Source organism: Cypionkella sp. TWP1-2-1b2, from assembly GCF_049896245.1.
Taxonomy (GTDB): domain Bacteria; phylum Pseudomonadota; class Alphaproteobacteria; order Rhodobacterales; family Rhodobacteraceae; genus Cypionkella.
Genome location: NZ_JAFCTX010000012.1, coordinates 16,348 through 42,485 on the forward strand (window position 1 = coordinate 16,348; position 26,138 = coordinate 42,485).

Here is a 26,138-nt window from a genome sequence, read left to right on the forward strand (position 1 = left end):
CACGAAGCCTAACTACCCGGAATAATACTCCGAACCAGAGGTTTAGATGGCCCGACACATACCCCTTGCAGCGTCCGCACCTTGGTTCCGTCTCGAACTTGAGCAAAGCGACTGGGCCGCTGAGGCTCCTGATGATCTGGCGAACTGGTATGCGCAAATGCTGCTGATCCGTCGCTTTGAGGAGCGCTTGCTGGAGCTTGAAAAGGCCGGGCTGATTCACGGCCCCGCTCATGCTAGTATTGGCCAAGAGGCTGGCGCTGTGGGGGCAATGTCGGTGCTTGGCGCCGCAGACAAGATCAACGGCACCCACCGCGCGCATCATCAGGTGCTGACGAAGTTAGTCGGCAGCGTGGTTCCGGCGAATTTCGACATCCGCAGTGACTGCTTCACCTTGGAAATGGATGAAGCCGTCCACCGCTTTATGGCGGAAATCATGGGGCTGACGCCGGGTTATTGTGGCGGTCGGGGCGGCTCGATGCACATGCGTGATGCCAACGCCGGGGTGGTCGGCACTTCGGCAATCGTCGGCGGCAACCCGCCCCATGCCGTAGGCTACGCGCTGGCCGACAAAATTCTGGGGCGCAAACAAGTATCGGTGGCGTTCTTTGGTGATGGTGCGGCGCAGGCGGGTGCGACCTATGAGGCGATGAACATTGCCGCCGCCCAAAGCCTGCCGGTGATCTTCTTTATCGAGAACAACCTTTACGCCGTGGCCACCCGGATCAGCGATGTGACCCGCGAAACCCGAATTTCCTCGCGTGGCGCGATGCTGGGGATTGCCTCGATTGAATGTGACGGCATGGATGTGGTCGCCGTGCACCGCGCCATGCAAGAGGCGCGCCGCATTATTGATGAGACCGGCGGCCCCGTTGTGGTCGAGGCGCTGTGCTACCGGCATTTGCACCAAAGCGGCAGCCGCACCGGTAGCGACTTTGGCTATCGCAGTGCCGAGGAAGAAGCCGAATGGAAGGCCCGCGACCCGATTGCGCTGGCCGAGGCGCGGCTGACCGCCCTCGGCGTGCTTTCCACTGAGGCGCTGGCCCGCATCGACCAAATCGTCACCGCCAGCGTGGCAGCAGCAGCGGCCAAGCTGACCGAGCCGGTGCCGGGCGGCAACGCGCTACGCATCCCTGCCGATCTATGGCCCGATCCTGCCACAGTGGATCACGGCATTTTGGGCGATCTGTCTGAACTTTCCGGCCTGCGTCAGCTGTCACATGCCGATATGGCCTTGGGGCAAACCGAGAAGGTCAAATTCGTCACCGCCGCCTCGGAAACTCTGGCAGCAGCGATGGAGCGCGATCCCCGCATCATCGTGTTGGGCGAAGACGTGCATCAGATGAAGGGCGGCGTCAGCGGCTTTACCAAAGGCGCGCTGGAACGCTGGCCTGACCGTGTGCTGCCGATGCCGATTGCTGAAAACGGCTTTACTGGCGTAGCACTGGGAGCGGCCCTGAACGGGCTGCGGCCGGTGGTCGAAATCATGTTCGGCGACTTCTGCCTTGTCGCCGCCGATCAGATCGCCAATGGCGTCGGCAAGGTCCGCCACATGTTCGGCGGCGATTTTCCGGTGCCGGTGGTGATGCGGGTGCGGGTGTCGCCACATACCGGCTATGGCTCGCAGCACTCGGGCGATCCTTCGGCGCTGTTTGGCATGTTCCCCGGCTGGCGCATCGTCTCGCCCTCCAATGCCTTCGATTACATCGGCCTGATGAACTCTGCACTGCACTGCAACGACCCGGTTCTGATTATCGAGCACACCGAGCTTTATCAGCGCGAGTTCGAGGTGCCCAAGGGTGACCGTGATTTCTGCATTCCCTTCGGCAGCGCGCGCGTAGTTCGGACAGGCAGCACCTGCACCGTATTGGCCGCCTCGGTGATGGTGCAGAACAGCCTGCGCGCGGCCGAGGAAAGCGGCGTTGACGCCGAGGTCATCGACCTGCGAAACCTTGATCATTTCGGCATGGATTGGGCAACCATCAGTGCCTCGATTGCCAAGACCGGGCGGGTTGTCATTGCCGAACAGACCGCCCGCAGCCTTTCAATGGGTGCAACTTGGGCCGCCGAAATTCAAGAGCGTTTCTTTGACAGCCTTGATCACGAGATCATCCGTGTGACCGGAAGCATCGCCTCACCAACGGTTTCGTCGGCCCTTAACCGTGCAGCATTAGCCACCAGCAATGATGTCAAAAAAGCCCTCATCACCCTTGCGGAAACAAGCTGAAACAGCGGCCGCATTTCACTTCAACAGGAGAGAAGAATGAAGCTTATACCTCTACCCCTCACCCCGCGACGCATGGTGAAAGCCGCGCTGATGTCCCTGACACTGGCCACCGCCATCCTCGGCATGCAGCCGGGCATTGCAAGCGCAGAAGAACGCGCCCTCGTGATCGCCCGCGACATGGACATCAACTCGCTTGATCCAGCCCGCGCCTGGTGCGACACCTGCCAAATCTATGACACAGCGGTCTATGAACAGCTGGTCACGCTGGACAAAGACAACAAGCTACAAGCGCTGCTGGCCGCAAGCTGGGAAGTGAACGCAGATCAGACCCAATTCACCTTCAAACTGAACCCGGCCGCGAAATTCTCGGACGGCTCCGCAGTCGAAGCCAAGGACGTGAAATGGTCGTTTGAGCGGGTGAAGAACATCAAGGGCAGCGGCTCGTTCCTTGCCGACCCAATCATAGGCATCGAAACGCCAGATGCGCAGACGGTTGTCATTTCTCTGGCCAAACCGAACTCCGAGTTTCTGAATCAGGTCGCCGCCGGCTTTCTGGGCGTGATAAACAGCGATGTCGCCAGCGCCAACGGTGCGCTGTCAGATGCCACGGCGGTTGACAAGGACACTTCGGAAAACTGGTTCCTGACCGCTTCGGCAGGCAGTGGGCCCTTCGTTCTGGACTCCTATGAACCGAACGCCGAACTGCGCCTGAAACGCAACGATGCTTATTGGGGTAAACCCGCTGGCGTGCCCGAAGTGGTGTTCCGTCAGGTCAAGGATGCGGTGGCTCAGGCGCAGATGCTGCAATCGGGCACGGTTGATATTGCGATGCAGATCGACCCGGAAACCGCCAAGACGCTGGAAGGCAGCGACATTGTGGTCGAACGTGTGCCGTCGTTCAACTTCGTCTATATTGCGATGTCGCCGGGGGCAAAGGCCAACACCGTGCCGCTGACCGCCGACGTGCGTGAGGCGATCTCGATTGCCATCGACCGCACCTCGCTGATTGACTTCACGCTGGGTGGCGCGGGGCGTCCGATGGCCACCCCGATCCCGCTGGGCTTCCCCGGTGGCGACGACCACCCGATCCCGGAATATAACCCGGAACGGGCCAAGGAACTACTGGCCAAGGCCGGTGTTCCTGATGGTTTCACCATACAGTCGATCTACCCGGATCTGAACGTCTATGGCGTTGATTTCTCGCTGATGATGCAGAAGATCCAGCAGGATCTGGCCAAGGTCGGTATCAAGGTGGAACTGTCGCCCGTACCTTTCGCCAACTGGCGCGAAGCGGCCAACGGCGATCATATCTCGCTGACGGCGGTGTTCTTCGCCCCAGACTTCTTCGGCTCATCGCAATATGTTGACGTGTTCGGTCTGGCCGAAGGCTCGGTCTGGGCGAAACGCGCCGGATCTGCCACCGATCCGTCAATCGTCAACCCAAAAACTGCTGAGCTGATGGCCAAGGCGTTGGCCGCGCCGACCCCGGAAGAGACCGACAAGCTGTGGTTCGAGGCAGGCACAATGATGGCCGATGCCCGCATCATCGTGCCAATGGTCAGCCCCGATCTGATCCTCGCTTATGGTCCGACGATCAAAGGCGTGCGCTACAGCGCCTGCTGCAACCTGCCGCTGGCAGAGATCACCAACTGATCAACACCAACCACCGGGGGGCCATCGCGGCCCCCCGGTTTCCATCCCCCAAATTGCGCTGGAGAACCTCCGTGAGCCTCGATCTGCCAAACAGCCGTGATACCGAACTTCTGTCGCGGGCGCGCCGCGTGGTGCCCAATGGTGTCTGGGGGCATATGGCCACCCGGTCGATCGGGCCGGGCTATCCGCAATTCTTCTCGCGCGCCGACGGCTGCCGGGTCTGGGATGCCGATGGCAATGAATATATCGACTTCATGTGCGCCTGGGGTCCGAATGTGCTTGGCTATGGCCACGCCGAGGTGAACGCCGCCGCGCAGGCGCAGATCGCCAAAGGCGACATCGGCAACGGCCCAACCGAGGTGATGGTCGAACTGGCCGAGCTGCTGGTCGATACCATTGACCATGCCGATTGGGCGCTGTTCCAGAAGAACGGCAGCGATGCGACCACAGTTTGCGTGACCATCGCCCGCGCCACCGCCGGACGTCGCAAGATCCTTGTGGCCAAGGGGTCCTATCATGGCGCTGTGCCGTGGTGTTCGCCCTCGATGGTCGGCGTGACGACAGAAGACCGCGCACATATCGTGCAATACACCTACAATGACATTGCCAGCCTTGAAGCCGCCGTGGCCGCCGCGGGCGATGATCTGGCCGCGATCCTGATCACCGCGTTCAAACATGATGTGCAGATCGATCAGGAACTGCCCGACGCCGCCTTTCTGGCCCGCGCCCGTGCACTGTGCGACAAGACGGGTGCTGCGCTGATCTGCGATGATGTGCGGGCGGGCTTCCGTCTGAACGTGCGCGGCAGTTGGGCCGCTTATGGCATCAAACCGGATCTGGCCGCCTATTCCAAATCCATCGCGAATGGCTGGCCCTTGGCTGTCATCGCCGGAGCCGAAGCCTTCCGCGTTGGCGCAGAGAAGGTCTTCACCACCGGCTCGTTCTGGTATGGCTCGGCTGCGATGGCGGCTGCAGTGACCACGATCAAATTGCTGCGCGACACAGATGCGCTGGCGCATACCGAAGCGATGGGCAAGCTGTTCCGTGACGGCCTGCACAGCGCTGCCCGCGCGAATGGCTATACGCTGCGCCAGACTGGCCCGGTGCAAATGCCGATGGTGCTGTTTGACGGCGACCAGGATCTGCGGCTTGGCAATGCGTTTTGCGCTGCGGCCCTGCGCCATGGCCTTTACATGCATCCGCGCCACAACTTGTTCCTCTGCGCCGCACATCAGGCCACCGACATCGAACGCGCGCTTGATGCCGCCCACGCTGCGTTCCGCGATATCGCCACAGCTGGTCTGCGTCCCGAGTAACTCTTCCTGCTCTTCTGCCGGAGCCTTCAGATGTCCTACACCGACTATATCTTTACCGAATACCACCGCCGCCTTGCCGAATTAAAAACCTCGGACAATCCTTTCGCGCAGGGCATCGCCTATGTTGACGGGCAATATGTGCCCGTCAACGAGGCGCGGGTTCCACTGCTGGATCAGGGATTCATGAAATCCGATCTGACCTATGACGTGCCTGCCGTCTGGGATGGCCGCTTCTTCCGGCTGGACGATCACCTTGACCGGTTTGAGAGAAGCTGCTCCAAGATGCGCCTGACCAACCCCATCGGGCGCGAGGAAACCCGCAGTCGTCTGGTCGAGATGGTGGCGAAAAGCGGCATCCGCGACGCCTATGTGATGATGATCCTTACCCGTGGCCTGCGTTACATCCGGCAAACCGCGCCAGAGGATTGCCAAAACTCGCTCTACATGATGGTCACGCCCTTTCTCTGGGTGATGGACGAAGAAACCCAGAAAACCGGCGGCAGCACCATCATCGCCCGCACCGTGCGACGCATCGCTCCCGGTGCAATCGACCCCACGGTGAAGAACCTGCAATGGGGCGATTTCACCCGCGGTATTCTTGAGGCCCGCGACCGCGGCGCGATGTACCCGATCCTAACCGATGGCGATGCGAACCTGACGGAGGGCTCGGGCTTCAACGTCATTCTGGTGAAGGACGGCAAGCTTTACACCCCGCGCCGGGGTGTCCTGGAAGGCGTCACCCGCAAATCGGTGCTGGCCGTCGCTAAGGCGCAGGGGCTGGAATATGTGATCGACGATATCCCGGTCAGCATGGCCTATGACGCAGACGAGATCCTGTTCGTCACCACCGCAGGCGGGGTGATGCCGATCACCACGCTCGACGGTGCGCCGGTGGGCGATGGCACGGTTGGCCCCATCGCGAAATCACTGTGGAAGGGCTATTGGGATGCGCATTACGATCCTGAACTCAGCTTTGCAATTAACTACCACTGAGGTTGGGGTCGGTAGGATTTTTGGACTATTAAAATCGGCCGCAGATTATTATTGACAATGGCCACATTTATAACTGCACAGGACTAATGGCGATTTTTAAAAAATCCCTGATACGAAGATTGGAAATCTTAAACCAACCGGCGTTCCCAGACCAGCTTAGACTCAAACATCAAGTGCAACACCCAGCGCCCATGGGGCATAGGATGTTGCGATGGACAAACGGTACAAGCACCTCAACGGCGAGGAACGTGGCGTGATTTTGGCGGAGCATCGGCGCGGGGCGAGTCTTCAAGCGATCGGCTTGTTGCTGGGACGCAGCGCCTCCACGATCGGTCAGGAACTGTTTCGGGGCCGTACGGAGGGCGAGCCCGCCCAGCCCTACTGCGCGCAGCTTGGCGGTGCGGGGTATCGGGCGCGCCGCAAGCTCTGCGGGCGGCGGCGAAAGCTTGTCCCCGGCGGCTGGCTGCATGGCTTTGTGCGCGGCAAACTGATTACACATGCGCTGGTCTCCCGAGCAGATTGCGCGCAAACTGACCGCCATGCACCCCGAAGATCCGACCCGGCTGATCAGCCACGAGACGATCTATGCCGCGATCTACGCGCAGCCGAGAGGTGGGCTGAAAGCCGAGATGATCGTGGCGCTGCGCCAGCACAAACCATCCCGCGGACTTCGGCGCACCACGCTGCCCGGTGGCTCTATCGCCCCGGAATCATTGCGGATAATCCATCGCCCCGAGGAAATCGAAGGCCGCCTTGTGCCGGGGCACTGGCTTCTCGGCTGACAGGAAGGTGCCCTTGTCGGCCAGATGCGCGTTCACATCCGCAAAGATCGCCTCGGTCAGGCCGTGCCGCTCACTTTCGCGCCGGGCTTCAGGATCTTCTGCAAAGGCGCTGACATGACCGTTGGTCTTGGGTAATGCGCGCGCATTCAGCAGTCCCTGCGGGATGACAACCATGCCACCGCGCACACGGGGCGGCTGGGCCGAGATGAACTTTTCCTTCTCCAGCAGCTCCATCCGGCGTTTCAAGCGATCAGCGAGGTCTTCGGCGCGGCGCTGGGCGTTCTGCCAGTTGAGGCGGGTTTTCTTGCCAGCCTTCTCGTCTTCCCGCAGTTCTGCAGCCCGGTTGTCCCAATAGTTGATCTCTTTCTTCAGCCGGGCCTTCACCTCCTGCTCGACCTTCCTGATCTCTGGCAGACGGCGCGCCTTCACATCGGCCACGTGACTCTGCGCCAGATCAACGGTCGCGAAGCGTACAGCGGTCTTTTCCAGATCGTGACGAAGCCAATCCTCGTTCAGCTTGTCCTCGGCCAGCTTGATTTCTTCGGGTTTCGCAGGGCGAAGGTTCAGGTGGGGCGCAATACCCGCGTTGGTGGCGGTGCCCGCCTTGTCGATGGCTGCGAACTGCAGCTTTTCGGAAACCACATGCGGTTTGCCGATGCTGGTAGGCCTGCCGTCTTGGACGCTATGTTCCAGCAGGAAGATCGCGGTGATGTCCTGGCCGAGGTCGGTTTCATCGACCATGACAGCGCCCTGCTTCATCAGATGGTCGTATTGCTCACGGACGATGCTGATCACCGCCTCCAAAAGGGGATGACCGGGGCAGACGAAGGTGGCGACCGGCTGCTGATTTACCTTCGATTTTTCAAAGCAGATGCGTTCGTACTTCTTTTGCACCGGCGAACCGGTGCCGATCTGGCGATCTCGCTCTCGGATGCTGACGGGAACGTGCGTGACCTCCCACCGTCCCTCCTCGCGCGGCTTGATCTGGCCGCCCAGCCGTTTGAACGCTTCGATGAAGAAGCTCTGGATATGGTGCGGTTGAAGGCGTTGGGCGTCGGCGCGCTCCATATCGAGACGGATTTCCTGTACCTTAGCGGCGGGCATCGTCTCGTTGGTCAAGGCCCGACGTTGAAGTAGCTCCAACAGGTGCTGCTGATCGACGGCACCGTCAACAGTCTGCAATAGCCGCGCTTTGACCTCGGGCTGTTCACCGTACTGGATCGCCTGGAACAACAAATCCTTAAGGGGGGTTCCGTCGAACAACTCGCCGAGGACATCATATACGCGGCCGCCCAGCGCTTCCCGCGCTGCTTCCAGCTTTTCAAGGAGGCGACCATAGACTTCCCCTTCGCGCGTATCAGCAGCGACCAGGTTCCACAGATGACACACTTCGGTCTGTCCGATTCTGTGAATCCGTCCAAATCGCTGTTCGATCCTGTTGGGGTTCCACGGCAGATCATAGTTGACCATCAGGTGGCCACGCTGAAGGTTAACGCCTTCGCCTGCCGCATCGTTGGCGATCAGCACGAGCATATCCCGATCCTGCATGAATCGTTCAATGATCTTGCGGCGGTCTTCACGAGAAACCCCGCCATGAATGGCCGCATGATGATGTGCTGCCGAGCGACATTCTGAAGCATGGGCCGAACGCATTGCGCGAACGCTCTAAGCTGTCTGGGCCGCTGGGCGCGCTTGTTAAGGCTGGCTGGCTTGTCGCGCTGCCAGAAGGGGCCGAGGTGCGGGCGGTATCGCGCAAAGAAGCCTATCGGATTGTGAGGGCTGGCAATGCTGTTTGACGTTCAAGCCGCCCTTGCTGAAATCCTGAGCGAAGCCACCCCGCCCGCTATTTCCGCTATTTCCGCTATTCCGCCACCTCCGAATAGCGGGAATAGCAGGAATAGCGGCCCGCCCCCTGCTGAAATCGCGCCCGCCACCGTCTTGCCTTTCGCGCCTAAGCCCAGCGCCCCGGATGCAAGCGACCCGTTCCGGCATGGCCGATCCATCACGGGCAGCCCCCTGACTTGGACAGGCCGCATAGTCAGCCTAGACGAATGGCGCAAGCTTACCGCGTGGGAGCGTCACGGCCCTGATGGGCGCATGTTCTGCGGGGCGTGCAGGGATTGGGTGCTGCCCGGTGCCTGCCCGCATTGTGGTGGGGGTGCCGCGTGATGGGTGATGCACAAAGGCCAGCCGCGCTACTCACCATCCGCCCCGGCCCTGTCTTGCACCTCTGGCAAAGCGGCAAGGAAGTCGCGGCGGTGCCTCTATCACCATCGGCAACCCTCACCCTATGCCGTGACCTGTTGGCGGCTCTGTCTGGGGTGATGCCGAGATGAAGCAATGTTACAATATAACACCATTCAGACTAGAGGTGACGCAATGTCCAAGGGTCTAACCGCAAAACAGGAAGCGTTTTGCCTCGCTTATATTGAGACGGGCAACGCGTCCGAAGCTTACCGCCTCGCCTATGATGTAGGCGAAAACACAAAGCCCGAAACCATTTGGCGTAAGGCCAGCGCATTGGCAACTAACGGCAAGGTTTCGGCTAGGGTGGCAGAACTCAAAGGCCAAGCCGCCACCCGCCTTATGGTGACACTCGAAAGCCTCACGACCGAATTAGACGAAGCCCGCAAGGTTGCGAAAGAAACCTTGAATCCCGCCGCAATGACAGGCGCGACAATGGGCAAAGCAAAGCTGCATGGCTTGCTGGTGGATAAGCAGGAAGCTCACGTGTTTAGCATAACCATTTCCGGCGATGATGCCGACCTTTGAGAGCGGCAAGGGCGCGCAAGCTATGACCGGGGCCGAGTTGCGGGCCGCACGGAAGGCGGCAAAGATAACTCAAGCCGATCTGGCAAAGCGTGCGGGCGTGTCGCGCGATACCGTCAAGTATTGGGAAGCCAAAGCGCAAATCGGATGGCATGGCGCATGGCGATTGATGGCCGAGGCTTTGGGTTTGCGGAGTAATCCGTCCAGTATTGCGCGCGCGGGGGGGCGGGGTGTTAGTTTTCGCGAGCAGGCCGACGCCCAAGCCGAGGTGCTATTCGCCGCCTATCTTGCCCGCCGTAAGCAACGCGAAGCCCATCACATCGCCACCCGGCGCGTCATATGCGGGGCCAAGACGCGCAAGGGTGGGCAATGCCGCAACAAGTCAGAACCGGGCAAGAGGCGCTGCAAGTTTCACGGCGGCAAATCCACCGGGGCCAAGACGCCCGAGGGGCTGGCCCGCATTGCAGAGGCTCAGAGAAGGCGCTGGGCGCGCGTGAAGGCCTTGGATGTGCCGAGTTGAGCGCCCTCGCGGGGGCCGCATGGGCCAACCCAGTCGGGGGCTACCCAAACCGCCCCCTAGCCCAAGAAATCTTCAATCGGCTGGTTTTCAAAATCAGCTATTGCCGCACCCAAGGCGTCCGCATCCGTGGAAAACCACTCATCGCACACGAATTTCGATCCTTTCTCATTCACAATTTCAAGAAACCACCCGGCAACCTCGTCCCGGTAAATTCCAACCTCAAACCGATGGCCTTCGACAAGCAAGACCTGCGACAGCGGGCTTTTGATAACTTTGGGTACAGTCATTCCTTCGCCCCCACGGCCACCCCCGGCCCCGCCGCAACCTGCCCAGCCTCTAGGAACTGGACGCCTTGGGCTTCTAGGGCCTTGCGGATTGCGGCTTCATTTTCGCGGCTGAGAGTCTTGGTCCGAGCGCTTTCAAAGGATCGGATCGTGTCGATAGGAACGCCCGCAGCCTCGCCAAGCTGTGACGCCGTCCAATTTGCCAATGCCCGCGCCGCCTTGCAGGTCTTTTGATCTAAGGCTTTCATCGCGTTCCTACATAAAAAATGTAACAAAATACATGCCATGTGTTGACATGCTGTGTGTATCAAACTACATTTATTATGTAGCAGTGAGGCGATACTATGGCAACGACATTCAACAAATCAGAAATCATGCGCCGCGCTTGGGCTATCGTGAAGAAGGGCAGCGAGTGGCAGAAGTATCGCCTGCGCCGCCTGCGCTATGCCCTGCAAGACGCATGGGGCGAGGCCAAGCGTGCCGCCAACGCTGCAACCAACACCGCCGCCCAGCTTCGCGCCGATCTGTGGGCCTTCGAGTGCAAGGACACCATGCGGGGCTCTGACTGGACCCGCCTTGATGCCATGCGCGCCGCGCTGTCGGCAGCCGAAGGCCGCGAAGCCCTTGCCGCCTGACAAAACCGAATTAACCGACAAAACCTCAATCCCAAAGGAAAGCCGATGAAAGACTTACTTGATGCGATGGACACAATCAGCGACGCCCGCCACTTTGCCGAGGCCATACGCATGGCGTTTGGCAGCCCCGAGGATGATGAAGCCAAGGCGATTGCCGCCGTCGCTTTTCACGTCACCAACCTGCTTGATGGCGCACTGACCGGGTTGAAAACCCTTGTCCCCGGCATGATGGCCGAGGTGGCGCAATGACCATCGACTTTGATCGCAACACCATCGCCATTCGTTGCTCGGACGTTTCAAATCTTGTGGGCCTCGCCCTTGATCTGGTGGCAGAGTTGCCTTTCGTGGACAGCAACGGCCACCGCATCCGGGGCATGGATCAACTGGACGCCCTTCTGCGCATAACCCTCGCCCAGACAGAAGGCTTGCCAGCACAAATTGACGCCCTGAAATGAGCCTCGCCCTTCGCGCCGCTGCGGCGCTTCGCCTCAATCTGAATTGGCTGTTTGACCCCCGCACCGCTTGGCAGCGCCGGGAACCGCTGCGGATGCCCAAGCGGGCGCAAGTTGTCGAAGCCCCGCCGTCCGAGATTGCCCGCCTGTTTGTGGCTTGGACCGCCGCTCGCGATTATGTGGACGCAACCGGGGGCGATGATGCCGAGGCGATAAAGCGGTGGCACGATATTGAAACCGCGATATTCGCCTTGCCGTCACGCACCCCCGCCGATCTGGCGATGAAGCTATATGCCTTCGGCTCTGGCGATGTGGTGCATATCTGCGAACACTCGGAGCCGCTATGTGCCGAGATAGAGGCGCTAGTGGGGATGCCGCAATGGCAGCGCCGCACGTAATGACCCTAACGTCACCCTAACGCATCGGCGGCAAAATGCGGGGCAATGACTCTAAGATTACCATAAGATTCTGGACCCCGCCTACGGAGTGTTAGTCCCGCCCAGCGCGGGGCTTTCGCCTTGTGTGGGGGATGAACAAGCAAAAAAGGCGCGCTGGACAGGGGATACGTTCCAGCGCGCCTCGTAACCAAAAACCTTCAAAACGGATCAACAAGAACTTGCAAGCACGGGACACTATTTACTCCATTATAACTGGATGGCATTGGTCTGGTTCCCGCCAGTTATAGAATATTCCCATGGAATTGCGATTTCGTGCTAGTGCCTGTCCATGAGCCGCCGCAGCACGCCACAAAAAGCCGTTGATGATAGATCGTGGCCTATCCGCATTTGTATCGTGGTGCCGGGCAGCGGCTTTTCGGGCGCGGGAATTGATCCCCATTCTTGGCTTATCAAAGAACTTGGGCTGAGCGGCTTTGCGTATCATCCGGCGGGGCGCATGTCGCGGGATGTTTCGGCGGTCTACTTTCGGACCTTGCAAGACGCACAACGCTTCTTTGACGCTTTCCCGGCCTTGCAGCTTGCCGATGATACGACTTCGCCCGTCTATACCTCGCCTTACGCGCAAAGATAGGCCGACGCCCAGCGCAAGGGGCGGGTGTCCAATCTCTGCCACCTTCGCGCAGGGGGACCGTAGGCGGGGTTTCCCTATCAGGAAAGCCGGGGTTTCCAGAACAGGCGAAAGGTAGCCTTTCCAGCATACGGAAAGGCCGGAATGCGGTATTCTCGCACAAGTACGCGCACGCGGGGGACGGGGTGTTAGCCTGATTGCTGCGCAGTAACGCGCACGGGCGTGGATGGGGTGAAAGCGCCATGCTGGAAATCTGAGGGTGAGGCCGTAAACTAGGCCGATCTAGGGGCCGCGCCCAAGGTGAGTGCATTCAACGGCGGGCCGGACTTTTCAGCCTCAATTTGAGGGCGGGTCTGGGGCTAAAGGTTCGAATCCCTTTGCTCCGCCACTGCAATCCATCGCAATCAAGCGTTTTTTCTATGATGGGTTTGTTGAGGGGTATACCTAAAAAATCATGAATTATTCAATGATTTCAATGGTAAATGGCGGACCGATAGGCTTTAGAACTGCTTGATCAAGCTATTGATTTAATGTGGAATTCCAGTAGTTATTCAGTTTCATACCACAAAAAATACCACATGAAACTCAGGGTTCGCCATTTCCTGGGCTTTTATGACTTGCACAATTTGCCCCGCTTACTTCACACCCCGGACCTGCAGCGCCCTTCCCCCGCCCAACAGTGCAATGTGTAACGGTCGGCTTTCACTTTGCAAAGCCATGGCTCGACCAGCCTTGAAATTCCTTAGCGTATGATCCTGCCCGGTTCGGCATTCGACCCTACCTAGCTCGGCAAAAATCCAAGCTCGAACACCTGCGGGCGCAGCTTTGCAGACAGGTCTGCGTATGCGGCTTTGAAGGGCTCGACGTCGGTGAATTGCGTATCGCCAAAGGCTTCCAGCGCGCGGCGCACCTGATACCAACCTGCATCCGCACGATTTAGCTGATATTCCTGCCTAATCTTGTTCGGAAAACTGGTGGCGTGAAAACGTTGGAACAGGTTAAGCCCTTCATCCAGCACAACTCGGGCTTCGGTCGAGAAGGTTCTGCCCGCCATATATCGCACCATGAAATCGCTTTCGAACCGCGCCCTTGCGCCAACTTCGGCTTCGGTAAAGGGGATGAAGTGATTGGTCAGCGACCAGTCCAGCTCATTCCAGCGCAGCCCGTCCGCCCCCGCAGTCAGATTGCTGCGGTTGAACAGCATCCAAACAAGGCAATCGGATTTGAATTCATCCGTCAGCGTCTGCGAGGGTTGCAAGAACTGGTCGCGGTCGTTGAGCCATGTGGGTTTGATGAGCAGGCGAACGGCAAAAACAATTGCCGCTTGCCATAGGTTTTCTTTGGTTACAAAAAATGCACCTGCGCTGTTATATCCCGATGAGAAAAGGGCCGTTGATTTCACTGCATTCTGAAAATCATTTCCCTTGCACATCATACTTCCAATTGCACCATTTGCCCAATACCGACCGCGCACGTCCTTAGTCCGTGGGGTAGGCGATAAGGCATTATTGAGGGGCAAGGCAGGCGTTTTGTTCGCTCTTGGTCGAATAATCCAGTCGGCCAGAGGTGGGCGCAGCGGCTCGCGGTAAAATGTGTGCTGCCCTACTACTTCGCCCAATTTGTCCAATGCGATTGTTCCCACAGATCGCGCAGGCAGATTCACCGCCAAATCCCAAACCAAAAACCCAATCGGAAAGTTGCCCTTTAACCCATCAAATGCCTTACTGTGAACAATAAACCCATCTAGATATTTCGCTGTCCAGTCCCGCCGAAACTCGGCAAAGTTCGGCGCATTCACATATTTTAGTGTACTGAACATCGCCAGTTTCGCGCGCGGAAGTTCGCGACCTATCCGATGCAGAAACTGCGCGAACAATTCGCGCGCAGCATAGCCGAGAAGACCCATCCCATAACTAATACGGTTTTTGGCAACACCCGTTTTCATACCCGCTTTTTCGCCATCATCGGTGATGTTATCGGCATTCATCGCCTCTGCATAAGGCGGATTGATGAGCACCAAGATAGGCTTTGCACCCCTCTTACCCTCACGCGCATCGGCAATCGCCTGTCGCAGAGCCGCTGGCAACTTGTTCGAAAGGGAATGGTCGATCTGGCCAAACTCATCAACATCGTCATTCAAATAATCATACTGGAAAATCTCGGCCCCAGCGAAGGCGGGGTTGCTGCGCATGATTGTCACGTCCTCGCCATCCAACGTGGACATGAAAATATTGCGCAGTTTGTTATGCTTTGCCTCTAAGTTGCCGACGCCCGCGCACATATCCCAGACAATGTATTTTTCTTGCCAGTCCGCCCCCAGAGTGGCGACGAGTTGGTCATAGGCTTTGTCAACGATATGTAGCGGGGTATAGAATGCGCCCTTGAACTTTTGGTCGTCCAGCGGCAGCAGGCTGTCGCGCCTTTCCAGCAGATAGTGCCGATGCTTTTGTTCGGGTGGGCGGTGGTAGATGTTCCAGAAATTGCGATAGCCGCGCGCGCTTGCAAGTTCGTATTGGTCGGCCCCCATGATGAACACGGGATCGATGCCATTGAATAGAAGGCGCGCGGGCAGATTTGCCATCGTCGCTGTGCGCCCATCATGCATGATGTCGGCGAAGAACAGCACGGCATAGTCCGCGTCTCGCGTCACGCCCAGTTCAACGCCAACCATCGCCACCCATTTGTCGAATACTTGGCGCAAATTGTCGGGCGTGATGGGGGTACGTATGATGCGGCCTTCGCGCACAGCATCTTTGGTGGCCTGAATGAACTCCGCCTCATACCCGTCAATTTGATACAGGATATAATGCGTCTCAATCGTGGGGGCGATCTGCGCTGCCAGCGCCCTATCCGCCGCAGAGCCGGATTTAGGCCAGACGATGGTTGGGTCGTTTAGCAGCGGCAAGGCGTGCTCTGTCGGCATCAGGGCCGCCTTCTCGCGGTCGATCACGCACAGAAAGCCGGGGATCGGCTCGCCCCGCTTGCGCGCGGCACGGACATAGGTCAGCAATTGCGCGAACATCAGCAGTGGCGGGGTGGGCGTATCCTTGGCCTCGAACCAGATTTCAGGGGTTTGGATGTCGACCAGCCCCTTATACACGCCTTTCAGGCCTAGCGCCGCGATATAAGCGTCCTTGATGTCTTCCTCGGTTCTAGCGCGGTTGAGTGCTGCGTGAAGACTCATACGATTAATTCCCCATGAAGGGAGGGTTTCTGCGCCTGCAGGTTGTCGCCTTGGATCAGCATATTGCCCGTGTCGCGGTCGCAGCACCTTAGAGCTGGCTCAAATCCCTGTAACCGATACGGCACCTTTTCCGCCGCCCGCACGTCCTGATCCCGCGTCAACCATCGCAAAGTGGGCATATCGTCTTACCTGTCTGAAAACCATTCCGGCGCTGGGCAACCGTCTTGCGCGCAACCCTAACCAACGGTTCTGACAGGCGCAAACCCCTTTCCATATTGTGCAGCGGCGCAAAGCTTCCCATATGGGCATCGGGTGGCAGGCACCGCGCGTGAAAGACGGGATATGATCGACACTTTTTTGGACTGGATCACGCGCCAATGGTTTGAAATCGGCTCTTTCGCCGTCACTTGCGCCGCGTTGTTCTATGCGCATTTGGCCTATCGCGTTGGCAAGTCTGGCCTTGAACAAACCAAACAGGCAGAACTGAACACGCTACGGATACAGACCAAAGCCGCGCTGAATGACGCGCGACAAGCCCAAGTTTCGCTTGAGCTGACGTGCCAAGTCTTCCGCGCCAACTGGGCCAGCCATGCGCGCAAGCAACCTTTGACACTGTCTAGACATGTGGGGCTTTTTGACCGCTCACCCATTGATAAGGTCCAGTTTGAAGGCAGGCAGTTTCTGCAAGAGCTGGACGCATCCAGCGCGACCTTGGATGAAATGGATTTGCAGGCGTTAGAGGCGTTGGGCCAACAGGCAAAGGCAATATCGCTTGCCATTCAATCGCTTGCCGGAAAGCTTGAACTCCCGTCCTAATCCGCCATGTTTCGGATCAACTCCATCTGCCGTTCGGTCGATACGGGCAGGTAAGAGTTCATCGTGGTCGCCACATTCGTATGCCCCAAATTCAGGGACCACGCCTTGAACTGTTCGGGCGTCTTGGTCAGCTCATTGCCGTAAAGGGTCAGCGTCTTGCGGAAGGCATGGGGCGTGTATTGCGGCAACTGCACCGCCGCAAAGGCCGCGCGAATGATCGTGTTCAGCTTGGCCCCACCCGCATAGCCATCGCGCGCAAGGCCAAGGTTGGCAAAGCCCTGCCCCGCCACCACACCCACCCGCGCCTTGGGAAACAGCGCATCCTCTGGCCCGAACAGCTCTATCTTGCGCAGATAGTCGACGTAATCAGCAAAACAATCACGATAGGCCACATCGACCGGAAAGAACTGGGTCATGATGGTTTTCGCGCCCTTGGTGTTCACCTCGCGCGCATCTTGGAACACATGGCCCAGTTCGACATTCACATGTTTCAGTTTCAGCGACGCCACCGCGCCATCCCGTGCCCCTGTCAGCATGAAAAAAGCTAGCAACGCCTTGTCGCGCTTTTGAAATGGCGTCTCAAATGGCATTGCGTGAAACGCGTGGGCAACCTGTTGCATCGACGGATAAGGAATCTCGCGTTGGCGATGCGCCACCCGCCCCGCTTTCAGCGTGTTGTTGAAATACTCGACATCGGGATATGTCAGCACCCGCTTGAACCCAGCGCGGCTAACCAGCCAGTGAAAGAACACTTTGACCAAGCGCAAGGTCGCATCAACGGTTGAGAAGCCCAAAGGCTTGCCCGTAGTCGCGTTCTTTTGCCTGTCCAGAAACGTTTTGAAGTCCAATGCCTGTTGGCGGTGAAATTTCTTGAACGGCTTGAATTTGGTGCTTTCCTCAAACCGCCGGATCGCCGCCTGTGCCTTGTCGATAGAGGCATCATCCTGCCCCTTGGCATGGCGCAAATAGCTGGCGTAATCGTGTTTGATACGTTCATTTTCCTCGGTGTAGCGGGGCATCGGTTGCTGTCCTTCTATTGCTTGAGTTTGCGGGGATTCTGGGCATCTGTTCCGCGTGGAAGGCGGTGTCGCGGAAGTTATGGTTCACGCTAGGTCTGGCAGGTTCCTTTAGGGTCATTCCATGTTGCGTGTGGTGATGGTCAGAACCGGGGCAACAGCGGCGCAAAGTGACGGGCTGGCAAACTTGCCGCATAGCCCTTCGCAAGCCTCGCAAAGCGCCTCTAGCCTGCCCCGCGTGGCGGTGTAGGGCAGATAATCGGCCATGCCACCGTAAGCCCGCCGAGCGGCGTTGCAGGTCATGCAAAGGAACTGATCCCGCGCCAAGCGCCGTTCGGGCTTGTTCTGGCGTTTGGCCAGAAAGTCTTTCAGCGCAAAGCCCAAGATCAAATGTGGTTTCTGGCTGTCCAGCACGGGCAAGCCAGATTGCCGCCACAACCGCACCGTTTGCACCGAAACACCCAGCGCATCCGCCGCCTGCTCATAGGTGTATTGGTTGTGGATTTTGACTTTGCGCGCCGATACGCGCTTTGCCATCAGCCGCGCCCGCCTTTGCCGGGGTCGACCCGACTGGATTCCGCCCAATCGTTCAAGTCAGCCCCGCGATAGATGATCTTGCGACCAAGGCGATAAAAGGCTGGCCCGGTGTTCTTGTGCCGCCATTGCGCCAACTTGTCGCGGTCGCCAATCAGGTCAAGTTCGGGGTCGCCAAGCACATAGTTTCGGTTTTGCTCGAATAGGTTTGCCATTACCAGAGTCCCATCTGATTTTCTTCGATGGTCTCGACCTACCCGGAAATTTTCGGGCAGAATAATCCACATTTTCTGTGCTGGATCGTCGGAATTTGGCTTAAGCGTGTCGACGGATGATCTCAGAGAAAACTTCTTCGATCTTCCGTATGTCCGCGATGATGCGGCCTAAGAGATGCGCAAACTGCCGATAGCTGAACCTCTGTGTGTAATCGAGGTCATATTTAGTAACGGTTGCAAATGCAGAATTGTGTTGTTGTTGCAATTCCAACAAAGCGGCTATTAGCGGTGATTCATAGTCAGGGTTTGTGTCAGTTGGAATTGTTATAGTTGCCGGATAGCCACTTTGCATTAGTAGAACAACAATGTGTCGAATAAAACGCTCGTAATCGGTATGGCCAGTTTCAAGAGAGTAACGTGCTGCATAATGACTGTTAAACGGTCGATTTATATTCTCGAATCTTCTGTAATAGTCAAGCAACTTACGAAATGAATAATAGTCGGAGAACTCTTGCTGGGTTAAACGGTAGCTGGCTGCGCTACACCCAAATTTTAGATCTATTAGAGAGGCTAGATTGCTTTTATAAATTGACCGATCTCTATTGTCTTCTGGTCTAAACAATAGACCGCAGTCAAATTCAGCCAGCGAATCAACAATTTCCTCTAGCTCTGCCGCCTTTCTTTGAAGTTTTTCAATCAAACTTTTGAATTCTGACTGACCCAGCTCGTCAGACTGTTGTGCTGAAATGTTGTCTGTAGACGGCAGAATTTTTGAAATTGCAGAACTGAAAACTTCGGTCGCGTAACTGCCATATATTTGTTGAATTTGTGTAGCAATATCTTCCTGAATCGAAATTCCAGTTCGCGCTTCAACTTTTGACAGGTTGAATTTTGGCTTTTCGATGTCGGCAAGGATGTCACGCATCGACGCTCGCGACCAATACCCCAACGCCTCAACAAGCCACGCTTCAGTCGAGCGCCCTACGATCAAATCCTTGCGTCTAGCCAATTTTGTTCAGATCTTGGGTTTCGGTTTCGGTGCCACAGACAAAATTTGACCAACGTTCCATCAATCCCCGCCTCTTTTCCAACAAATCCGACCGCGCATAGGCACGCTCCACATCGGAACCCACCTTATGCGACAAGCTCATTTCTGCAACCTCACGCGGCGCATTTGCAACCTCTGATGCCCAATCTCTAAACGTCGACCTGAAACCGTGGACCGTAACACCCTCAACCTGCATCCGGCGCAACAGCATCAGCATGGCCATGTTCGACAGCGGATTGTGCCGTTTTTGGCCCTCAAACACATATTCGGACTGCATCGCGCGCAAAGGCTGGATGATTGCCAGCATTTCTTCGGTCAACGGCACCCGATGCAACTCGCCGCCCTTCATCCGTACCGCTGGGCAAGCCCAAAACCCAGCGTCGAAATCAAGCTCTTCCCATCTCATCCCCAAAACCTCGCCCGTGCGCGAACCTGTTAGGGAAGTGAACATTAGGGCCCTAGCGGCCATAGCATCGCGGGTTCGCAAGTCTGCATAGAATGCAGGCACTTCCTGCCAACGCATCGCCTTATGGTGCTTGGGTTTGGCTTTCACCTTGGGCAAGACTTGCAAATCATGGATCGCCGTTACCGGATTCTCACCCGACCGGAAGCCTTTGGATTTGGCCACATCCAGCACAATCTTGATTCTTTGTGCCAAACGACGCGCGGTTTCATGCTTTGCTGTCCAAATGGGCGAAAGGCACATCAAAACCTCTGGCTGACCAATGCTATCAATCGGCATCCGGCCAATCTTAGGGAAGGCATAGTCGCGCAAAGTGTTGATCCATTGCGCCCCGTGCTTGTCATTCTTCCACGTTGGCATTCGATCAATGTGAACTTGCCGCGCGACTTCCTCAAAGCAAGGTATCTCACGGCTGGCATTGAAACGAGGGTTCAAACCTTGCTTGGCCATCCGCCGATATTCCAATGCCCGTTCGCGCGCTTGGTTCAGCGAAACGACATCAGCACCACCTAAGCCAAAGTCAGTCCGCAATGGCGCGCCTTTAAGATTCTTCTGCCCCTTAACCACCACGCGCACAATCCAGCGCCGCGCGCCAGATGGATCAACTACCAGATAGAGGCCGCCGCCGTCGCCATGACGCCCAGCGCCAAGATTCTCGACCAATTTCTTTGTCAGCTTGCCAGTAAGTGCCAAGGTTCATACCACTTTTCATACCACGCAAGGAAAGCATACGACCGCAATCGAAACAAATCCAGCGCAATGATGAAAGTCGGAAAAGCCCAATAAAATCAAACAAAAAGGCCGCGCAAGACGACCCGATCAAACTCAAAAATATGGAGGGTTGGCGGATCGATAGGGATTCGAACCCTAGAGACGGTTCCCCGCCTACACACTTTCCAGGCGTGCGCCTTCGACCACTCGGCCACCGATCCGTTGCGGGTGTTTAGCCTGCAACACAGCGCGGGCGCAAGGGGGGAAACTTGGCATTTGCCGCGGTTTTTGCAGGATTTTCGGCGCGGTTTAGCGCCTGGTGCGATTGATTGGGGTCATGCATTCGCTCTGCCCGCGAGGCTGCGATTGCCCTTGCAAACGCGTTCGTGGGGGAGTGCGGGGGGAGAGTGAATTCGCATAAACCCGGGCACGCCCTAATCGACCAGCAGCAGGTTGACCCGGCGGTTTTGTTTGCCCTTGTTTTCAATGCGGCCGATCTCGACCCGGCCGATCTCGGCGGTGCGGGCAACATGGGTGCCGCCGCAGGGTTGCAGGTCAATCTGCGCCTGACCTTGCCCGATCCGCACCAAACGGATACGGCCCTGCCCGAGCGGCGGGCTGACCGACATGGTTTTGACAAGCTGCGGATTGGCCCGCAATTCGGCATCGCTGATCCACGATTCGGTGACGGGAAGATCACGCTCGATCAAGAGGTTAAGTGCGGTGTTCAACGCGGCTACATCGGTGGGCGGCTCTGGCATCAAGAAATCCAGACGGCCCTTATCGGCGCCAATCTGCCCGCCGGTGACCGGCAAGGGGATCACCACCGACAACAGATGCAACGCGGTATGCACCCGCATGTGGCGGTGACGGCGGTGCCAGTCGAGGCGCTGGGTGATCTTACTGCCCACCGATGGCAAGGCGGCGGCCTCGGCTGGCACCAAAGCGATCAGCCCGCCTTCGACCTTGACTGCCGTTGCAATCGGCATCCGCCCGCCCGCCCAAACGATCAGGCCGCTGTCACCCGGCTGCCCGCCTGCCGTGGCGTAGAAGATCGAGGCATCCAACACGATGCCGCCTTCGGGGGTATGTGCCAGCACGACAGCCTCGGCCTCACGCAAATAGGCATCGTCGAGAAACAGCAGGGTGGTGGTCATGCGTTGGTGTCCTTGGGGGTATTGTCTGGGCTGGCCCCATCAGCACTGGCCGCATCAGCACTGGCCGCATCAGGACTGGCTGGGCTGGAGAGCCGCTTGGCGGTGGGCTTGGGCGAAAGCAAGGCTTGCACCGCATTCAGATTGGCCTGTTCTTCCGCCACAGCCTCGGCCTCTGCCGCCGCCTCATCGGCAAGACGCTTCAGGTAATCGCGATGCGCGTTCGAGAACAAAATGCCCTCGGCGTGGAATCGCTCGGCAATCTGGTGGTTGATCTCTGATCGCACTGCAACCTGAAAGTAGATATCCCGCACAATGACGCGGATCTCGAAATTCATCAGCTCGCCAGTGAACCCCATCAACGCGATGATCGGCGGCGGCGTCAAAACCGCCAAAGGCTGCGCCTCAACAATCTCGCGCAGGAGCGCTTCAACCCGGCGGCTGTCCGAAGTGAACGGCACCGAGACCGGCACAATTATCCGGCCCGACATGTTGAACCGGGTCCAGTTCGTCACCCGCCCGGTGATCAGATCCGAGTTCGGCACGATCACATCAGAGCGGTCAAAAGTCTGGATTCGGGTCGAGCGCACCGAGATCGCCTTGACGATACCCGACGTGGTGCCGACCTCGATCCAGTCACCCTCGGATACTGGGCGTTCGACCAGCAAGATCACGCCAGAGACGAAGTTCGACACAATCGTCTGCAAGCCAAACCCGATACCGACCGACAAAGCCGAGGCCACCAGCGCAAAGCCCGACAGATCAATCCCAGCCGCATTGATCGCCAGCAGCGCCGACAGAAAGATCCCGGCATAGCCCACCCCCGAGACGATGGCATTGCGTCCGCCCTGATCCAGCGACGTGCGCGGCAGGATCGACGATTTCAAGCCGCCCTGCACCAGTCGCGTCACCGCATAGCTGACCGCGAACACCGCGACGAGGATGATGAAATTCGTCGGCGAGATCCGCACCCCGCCCAACGAGACGCCAGAGCGGAACGACGTCCACAACTCGACCAGATCAACAACCCGCGCGCCCCAGATCAGCGCCAGCACCGGCAATGCGGCACAGCTGATCACCAGCCCCGCCAGCACTGGCATCAGCCCATCGTGCCGGGCCTCGGGCGTGCGCGCCATCGTGACGTATAATTCGGCGAAAAATCCTTGCAGCACCACCACCATGGCAAACAGCGACAGCGTGTTGATCGCAGGCCAGATCAGCGCATTGGCGGCACTGACATAACCGATCACGCCAAGGCTCGGGGCCACCACCGCGATGGCGATGGCGGCAGTCGACACCCAATACACCAGCTTAGAGCGGAACGCCGCAGCGTCACCGCCCTGCCCCGCGCCGCTTTGTCGCCGCAGGATCTGGCCAAGACGAAACAGCGCAATCGCCGCGAAGATCTGCAGCGGCACTTGCACGACCGAAATCGCGGCATCCGTAGCCTGCGCCACTTGCTGCGCGCGGTCTGCCGCCATCTTGACCGAACCGCCCAGAAAATCAGCTGCACGCGGCACAATCCACAGCGCCACCAGATCATAAAGCGCGACGGACACCCCCAGCAGCACCGCTTGCAACCTGCCTTCGCTGCGGCCTTCTGCACTCAGACCGATGGCACTTTCCTGCGCAGGATCGACCGGGAAGATGTGCTGCGCCAGCCAGCGCGTCAGAAAGATAGTCAAAACCAACGCTGGCAGGGTGGCAAACAGCGACAAAACGATCGGCCCGAACAGCGAGGCCCGCTCCAGCGCCACATACAGCAGAACCGCGCCCGCCACGGGCAGCGCCACCTGCCCCAGCGACACAAAGCCCGAGATCAGATTGCGCCCGCGCATATGGGTCTTGCTCAGCAGCCAAGCGGTCAACCGCCGCATCCAAGCCCCGCCGCGCAGCAGCAACAGCGAGGTCATCAGCAGCAAACCGATAATCAACGGCGCGTTGTCGCGCAACTGATCGACATTCATGGGCCGGGTGAAGCGCCAGCGGGTTTCATCCCAGATCCACTGGCCCATCCAGCGGAACATTTTGGCCGCTGCCGGCCAATTCACCGGGTTCAGCACCGAGGGCGACAAGCGCAGCAATTTGTCGGCCTGACGTTCGCGCATCAGCTTGTCGATCGCGCCGATGGTGCTGTCGGCGCGGGTGGTCGCCTCGGCGGCGGTCAGCACCGGGGCTTGCAGCTTGGCCAGTGCTGCGTTCAGCTCGACCCGCCGCTTGGCGATCATCGCATCCTCGGCCTGGCCCTCGGCAGGGGTCGGCCCAAGCGCTGCAATCTGGTTCTTGATCGTGGCAATCTGGTCGGCATTCGCGCTTTGCGCCGCGGTGAAGGTCGAGCGCCATTTCACCATCTCGGCGCGCATCCCGCCGAGGCGCTCGTCATTCACCTGGGCTTGGCTGACCAGATCCTCGATCTGCGACGCGGTGGTTTCGAAGGTCTTGTAATCATCGCTCGCGGGGGTGTCCTGCGCAAAAGCTGGCAGATTTTGCCCCAGCGCGGCCAGCAACACCAGAACCAGCAGCAGCCTGCGCAGCAAAAGCGCGATCATGCGTCTTCAAACACCGTTGGGATGCTTAATGGCGCACGATCCAGCCATTTCGGCACCGGCAAACCCTTTTCCTTCAGGAAGGCCGGGTTATAAAGTTTCGACTGATAGCGGTTGCCGTAATCGCACAGGATGGTGACGATGGTATGGCCCGGCCCCATTTCGCGCGCCATCCGCACCGCCCCCGCGATGTTGATACCGGATGATCCGCCCAGACAGATACCTTCCTCCTCCAGCATCTCAAAGCACAAAGGCAAAGCCTCGGCATCCGGGATGCGATAGCTGAAATCGGGCGTGAACCCCTCCAGATTGGCGGTAATCCGTCCCTGCCCGATGCCTTCGGTGATCGAGGTGCCGGGGCTGTCAAACTGACCCGTGGTATAGAACGCGTGCAGTGCCGCCCCTTCTGGGTCGGCCAGACCGATCTTCACGCCTTTGGGCTGCAACGCTAAGGCAACCCCGGCCAAAGTGCCGCCAGAGCCTACTGCACAGATGAAACCATCCACATTGCCGCCGGTCTGCTCCCAGACCTCCGGCCCGGTGGTCTCCGCATGGCTCAGACGGTTTGCGACATTGTCAAACTGATTGGCCCAGATCGCGCCATTCGGCTCGGTGCGCGCCAAAGCTTCCGCCAGACGGCCCGAATAGCGCACATAGTTGTTCGGGTTCTTGTAGGTCGCGGCTGGCACCTGCACCAATTCGGCACCCGCCAAACGCAGCATGTCCTTTTTTTCCTGCGATTGCGTCTCGGGAATCACGATCACAGTGCGAAACCCCATGCTCGCTCCCACCAGCGCGAGGCCAATCCCGGTGTTGCCCGCCGTGCCCTCGACAATGGTGCCGCCCGGCTGCAACTGGCCCTTGGCGACCGCATCGCGGATCATGTACAAAGCCGCGCGATCCTTCACCGACTGACCGGGGTTGAGAAACTCGCATTTGCCCAAGATTGTGCAGCCAGTGATTTCCGAGGCGCGTTTCAGCTTCAAAAGCGGGGTGTTGCCAATCGTGTCAGCCAGGTCACTGTGAATCCGCATGGGAAAACCATCCTTTATACCGTTGCTAAAGGAATAGGCGAGCGGGCGGGCAAACTCAAGCGCAGCCAGACCGAAAAGGAAATCCGCGCCGCTTGCGCAGGCCGGGTTGAACCGCGTTCCAGCAATCCCCCGCCAGCCCAAACAATCCCCACCCTCGGGCTTTCATCTTGGCTCAAATATCCCCGCCGGAGGCTTCGACGCTTGCTCCACACCGCAGGCTCGCAGGTGCTCAGGCCCGCGGCTTAGCAATCAGCCCGCACATGCAGCATGTGCGATGCAGCGCCCGCCGCATTGGACACGCGCGCAAGGCAAGCCGGATCAAACCCCACCCAATGGCAGGACTGCGCGGCAGCCAAGGCTTGCGGTGCCATCGCCGCAGGTTGTGCGACCGAAAGGTTCAACTGGTGACCGCAGAGGCCCGCATCAATCGCGCCAATCGTAGATATCACCAACCGCCCGTTGTGGTGGTGTAAACCTTTGGCACCATGATCCTGCGCAGCGTGTAAACATACCCCCTGCAATGCCGCTTCGCTCTGCCAATCCGCTTTGATCCCCCCAGATGTGCCGCGGGCGATGCCCAAGCGAACATAAACATCAGCGGCGTCAATCCGTCATTCTTGCGGGCAAGCTTAGGCCCCTTCCTCGATGTCACGCGATGGGGCCAACAATCGCTTCGCTCTTGCCAGCGTTGCTTACAGTGCCAGGACCTGCCCCTACACAAGCGGCCAGCAGACCCAATACAGCCAAACCGCGCGCCCGCATC

General features: G+C 58.5%; 26 protein-coding genes, 1 tRNA gene and 1 pseudogene. 14 read left to right on the forward strand and 14 right to left on the reverse strand.

What is annotated here, in order from left to right; genetic code table 11:
* Positions 1-46: 46 nt before the first annotated feature.
* The 5 genes and pseudogenes from ACP7AP_RS09800 to ACP7AP_RS09820 all read left to right on the forward strand — a co-directional run.
* Positions 47-2,224, forward strand: coding sequence for an alpha-ketoacid dehydrogenase subunit alpha/beta (locus ACP7AP_RS09800; RefSeq protein WP_426034031.1), 2,178 nt, complete (start codon positions 47-49; stop codon positions 2,222-2,224).
* A 36-nt stretch (positions 2,225-2,260) separates the two neighbouring features.
* Complete coding sequence (locus ACP7AP_RS09805; protein WP_426034032.1) at positions 2,261-3,877, forward strand: ABC transporter substrate-binding protein; 1,617 nt, start codon at positions 2,261-2,263, stop codon at positions 3,875-3,877.
* A 71-nt stretch (positions 3,878-3,948) separates the two neighbouring features.
* Positions 3,949-5,193: an aminotransferase class III-fold pyridoxal phosphate-dependent enzyme gene (locus ACP7AP_RS09810; RefSeq protein ID WP_426034033.1), complete on the forward strand. Its 1,245-nt coding sequence runs from the start codon at positions 3,949-3,951 to the stop codon at positions 5,191-5,193.
* A 30-nt stretch (positions 5,194-5,223) separates the two neighbouring features.
* The gene (locus ACP7AP_RS09815; protein WP_426034034.1) at positions 5,224-6,186 is read left to right on the forward strand and encodes an aminotransferase class IV; all 963 of its coding nucleotides are present in this window, start codon (positions 5,224-5,226) and stop codon (positions 6,184-6,186) included.
* Positions 6,187-6,397: 211 nt separating this feature from the next.
* Positions 6,398-6,956: pseudogene (locus ACP7AP_RS09820) on the forward strand (transposase); the annotation flags it as partial.
* On the opposite strand, the gene ACP7AP_RS09825 reads toward ACP7AP_RS09820, so the two are convergent.
* Positions 6,897-8,621 carry a helicase-related protein gene (locus tag ACP7AP_RS09825; RefSeq protein WP_426034035.1) on the reverse strand — a complete coding sequence of 575 codons (1,725 nt, stop codon included), beginning with the start codon at positions 8,619-8,621 and terminating at the stop codon, positions 6,897-6,899. The pseudogene ACP7AP_RS09820 and the gene ACP7AP_RS09825 sit on opposite strands and share 60 nt — an antisense overlap.
* Between ACP7AP_RS09825 and ACP7AP_RS09830 the strand changes: the two genes are divergently transcribed.
* From ACP7AP_RS09830 to ACP7AP_RS09840, 3 genes are all read left to right on the forward strand, one after another.
* Positions 8,582-8,764, forward strand: a complete 183-nt coding sequence (locus ACP7AP_RS09830) for a hypothetical protein (protein WP_426034131.1) — start codon at positions 8,582-8,584, stop codon at positions 8,762-8,764. The genes ACP7AP_RS09825 and ACP7AP_RS09830 overlap by 40 nt on opposite strands.
* Before the next feature lie 544 nt (positions 8,765-9,308).
* Positions 9,309-9,740, forward strand: a complete 432-nt coding sequence (locus ACP7AP_RS09835; protein WP_426034036.1) for a terminase small subunit — start codon at positions 9,309-9,311, stop codon at positions 9,738-9,740.
* Positions 9,727-10,257 (forward strand): HGGxSTG domain-containing protein, encoded by a 531-nt coding sequence (locus ACP7AP_RS09840; protein WP_426034037.1) that lies wholly within the window; start codon positions 9,727-9,729, stop codon positions 10,255-10,257. Before ACP7AP_RS09835 ends, ACP7AP_RS09840 begins: the two co-directional genes overlap by 14 nt.
* A 56-nt stretch (positions 10,258-10,313) precedes the next feature.
* Here ACP7AP_RS09840 and ACP7AP_RS09845 read toward each other — a convergent pair whose 3' ends face one another.
* Both ACP7AP_RS09845 and ACP7AP_RS09850 read right to left on the reverse strand, forming a co-directional pair.
* Entirely contained in the window at positions 10,314-10,544 is a 231-nt protein-coding gene (locus ACP7AP_RS09845) for a hypothetical protein (RefSeq protein WP_426034038.1), read from the reverse strand.
* On the reverse strand, positions 10,541-10,789 hold the full coding sequence (locus ACP7AP_RS09850; RefSeq protein WP_426034039.1) for a hypothetical protein: 249 nt from the start codon (positions 10,787-10,789) through the stop codon (positions 10,541-10,543). The genes ACP7AP_RS09845 and ACP7AP_RS09850 overlap by 4 nt, the downstream gene beginning before the upstream one ends.
* A gap of 96 nt (positions 10,790-10,885) precedes the next feature.
* Here ACP7AP_RS09850 and ACP7AP_RS09855 point away from each other — a divergent pair, with 96 nt between their 5' ends.
* The 5 genes from ACP7AP_RS09855 to ACP7AP_RS09875 all read left to right on the forward strand — a co-directional run bounded on the left by ACP7AP_RS09855 (position 10,886) and on the right by ACP7AP_RS09875 (position 12,657).
* Positions 10,886-11,176 carry a hypothetical protein gene (locus tag ACP7AP_RS09855; protein ID WP_426034040.1) on the forward strand — a complete coding sequence of 97 codons (291 nt, stop codon included), beginning with the start codon at positions 10,886-10,888 and terminating at the stop codon, positions 11,174-11,176.
* A 45-nt stretch (positions 11,177-11,221) separates the two neighbouring features.
* Positions 11,222-11,425 (forward strand): hypothetical protein, encoded by a 204-nt coding sequence (locus tag ACP7AP_RS09860; protein WP_426034041.1) that lies wholly within the window; start codon positions 11,222-11,224, stop codon positions 11,423-11,425.
* The gene (locus ACP7AP_RS09865; RefSeq protein ID WP_426034042.1) at positions 11,422-11,631 is read left to right on the forward strand and encodes a hypothetical protein; all 210 of its coding nucleotides are present in this window, start codon (positions 11,422-11,424) and stop codon (positions 11,629-11,631) included. Before ACP7AP_RS09860 ends, ACP7AP_RS09865 begins: the two co-directional genes overlap by 4 nt.
* The gene (locus tag ACP7AP_RS09870; protein WP_426034043.1) at positions 11,628-12,026 is read left to right on the forward strand and encodes a hypothetical protein; all 399 of its coding nucleotides are present in this window, start codon (positions 11,628-11,630) and stop codon (positions 12,024-12,026) included. Before ACP7AP_RS09865 ends, ACP7AP_RS09870 begins: the two co-directional genes overlap by 4 nt.
* 496 nt (positions 12,027-12,522) lie before the next feature.
* On the forward strand, positions 12,523-12,657 hold the full coding sequence (locus tag ACP7AP_RS09875; RefSeq protein ID WP_426034044.1) for a hypothetical protein: 135 nt from the start codon (positions 12,523-12,525) through the stop codon (positions 12,655-12,657).
* Positions 12,658-13,435: 778 nt separating this feature from the next.
* Here ACP7AP_RS09875 and ACP7AP_RS09880 read toward each other — a convergent pair.
* The gene (locus ACP7AP_RS09880) at positions 13,436-15,838 is read right to left on the reverse strand and encodes a hypothetical protein (protein ID WP_426034045.1); all 2,403 of its coding nucleotides are present in this window, start codon (positions 15,836-15,838) and stop codon (positions 13,436-13,438) included.
* Between the two features lie 342 nt (positions 15,839-16,180).
* On the opposite strand from ACP7AP_RS09880, the gene ACP7AP_RS09885 reads away from it, so the two are divergent.
* Positions 16,181-16,654 (forward strand): hypothetical protein, encoded by a 474-nt coding sequence (locus tag ACP7AP_RS09885; RefSeq protein WP_426034046.1) that lies wholly within the window; start codon positions 16,181-16,183, stop codon positions 16,652-16,654.
* On the opposite strand, the gene ACP7AP_RS09890 is transcribed toward ACP7AP_RS09885, so the two are convergent.
* The 10 genes from ACP7AP_RS09890 to ACP7AP_RS09935 form a co-directional block, all read right to left on the reverse strand.
* A complete protein-coding gene (locus tag ACP7AP_RS09890; RefSeq protein ID WP_426034047.1) occupies positions 16,651-17,673 on the reverse strand; it encodes a tyrosine-type recombinase/integrase in 1,023 nt (340 codons plus the stop codon). The two genes, ACP7AP_RS09885 and ACP7AP_RS09890, sit on opposite strands and share 4 nt — an antisense overlap.
* A gap of 114 nt (positions 17,674-17,787) precedes the next feature.
* Positions 17,788-18,207, reverse strand: coding sequence for a helix-turn-helix domain-containing protein (locus ACP7AP_RS09895; RefSeq protein WP_426034048.1), 420 nt, complete (start codon positions 18,205-18,207; stop codon positions 17,788-17,790).
* Complete coding sequence (locus ACP7AP_RS09900; protein WP_426034049.1) at positions 18,207-18,419, reverse strand: MerR family transcriptional regulator; 213 nt, start codon at positions 18,417-18,419, stop codon at positions 18,207-18,209. The genes ACP7AP_RS09895 and ACP7AP_RS09900 overlap by 1 nt, the downstream gene beginning before the upstream one ends.
* A 100-nt stretch (positions 18,420-18,519) precedes the next feature.
* Positions 18,520-19,344: a hypothetical protein gene (locus ACP7AP_RS09905; protein WP_426034050.1), complete on the reverse strand. Its 825-nt coding sequence runs from the start codon at positions 19,342-19,344 to the stop codon at positions 18,520-18,522.
* Positions 19,345-19,420: 76 nt separating this feature from the next.
* On the reverse strand, positions 19,421-20,623 hold the full coding sequence (locus tag ACP7AP_RS09910) for a tyrosine-type recombinase/integrase (RefSeq protein WP_426034051.1): 1,203 nt from the start codon (positions 20,621-20,623) through the stop codon (positions 19,421-19,423).
* A gap of 149 nt (positions 20,624-20,772) precedes the next feature.
* Positions 20,773-20,862 (reverse strand) — tRNA-Ser (locus ACP7AP_RS09915).
* Positions 20,863-21,075: 213 nt separating this feature from the next.
* Entirely contained in the window at positions 21,076-21,798 is a 723-nt protein-coding gene (locus ACP7AP_RS09920; protein ID WP_426034052.1) for an alanyl-tRNA editing protein, read from the reverse strand.
* A complete protein-coding gene (locus ACP7AP_RS09925) occupies positions 21,795-24,344 on the reverse strand; it encodes a DUF3772 domain-containing protein (protein ID WP_426034053.1) in 2,550 nt (849 codons plus the stop codon). The genes ACP7AP_RS09920 and ACP7AP_RS09925 overlap by 4 nt, the downstream gene beginning before the upstream one ends.
* Positions 24,341-25,375, reverse strand: coding sequence for a cysteine synthase A (locus ACP7AP_RS09930; RefSeq protein WP_426034054.1), 1,035 nt, complete (start codon positions 25,373-25,375; stop codon positions 24,341-24,343). Before ACP7AP_RS09930 ends, ACP7AP_RS09925 begins: the two co-directional genes overlap by 4 nt.
* Before the next feature lie 242 nt (positions 25,376-25,617).
* Complete coding sequence (locus ACP7AP_RS09935) at positions 25,618-25,824, reverse strand: hypothetical protein (protein ID WP_426034055.1); 207 nt, start codon at positions 25,822-25,824, stop codon at positions 25,618-25,620.
* Between the last annotated feature and the right edge of the window lie 314 nt (positions 25,825-26,138).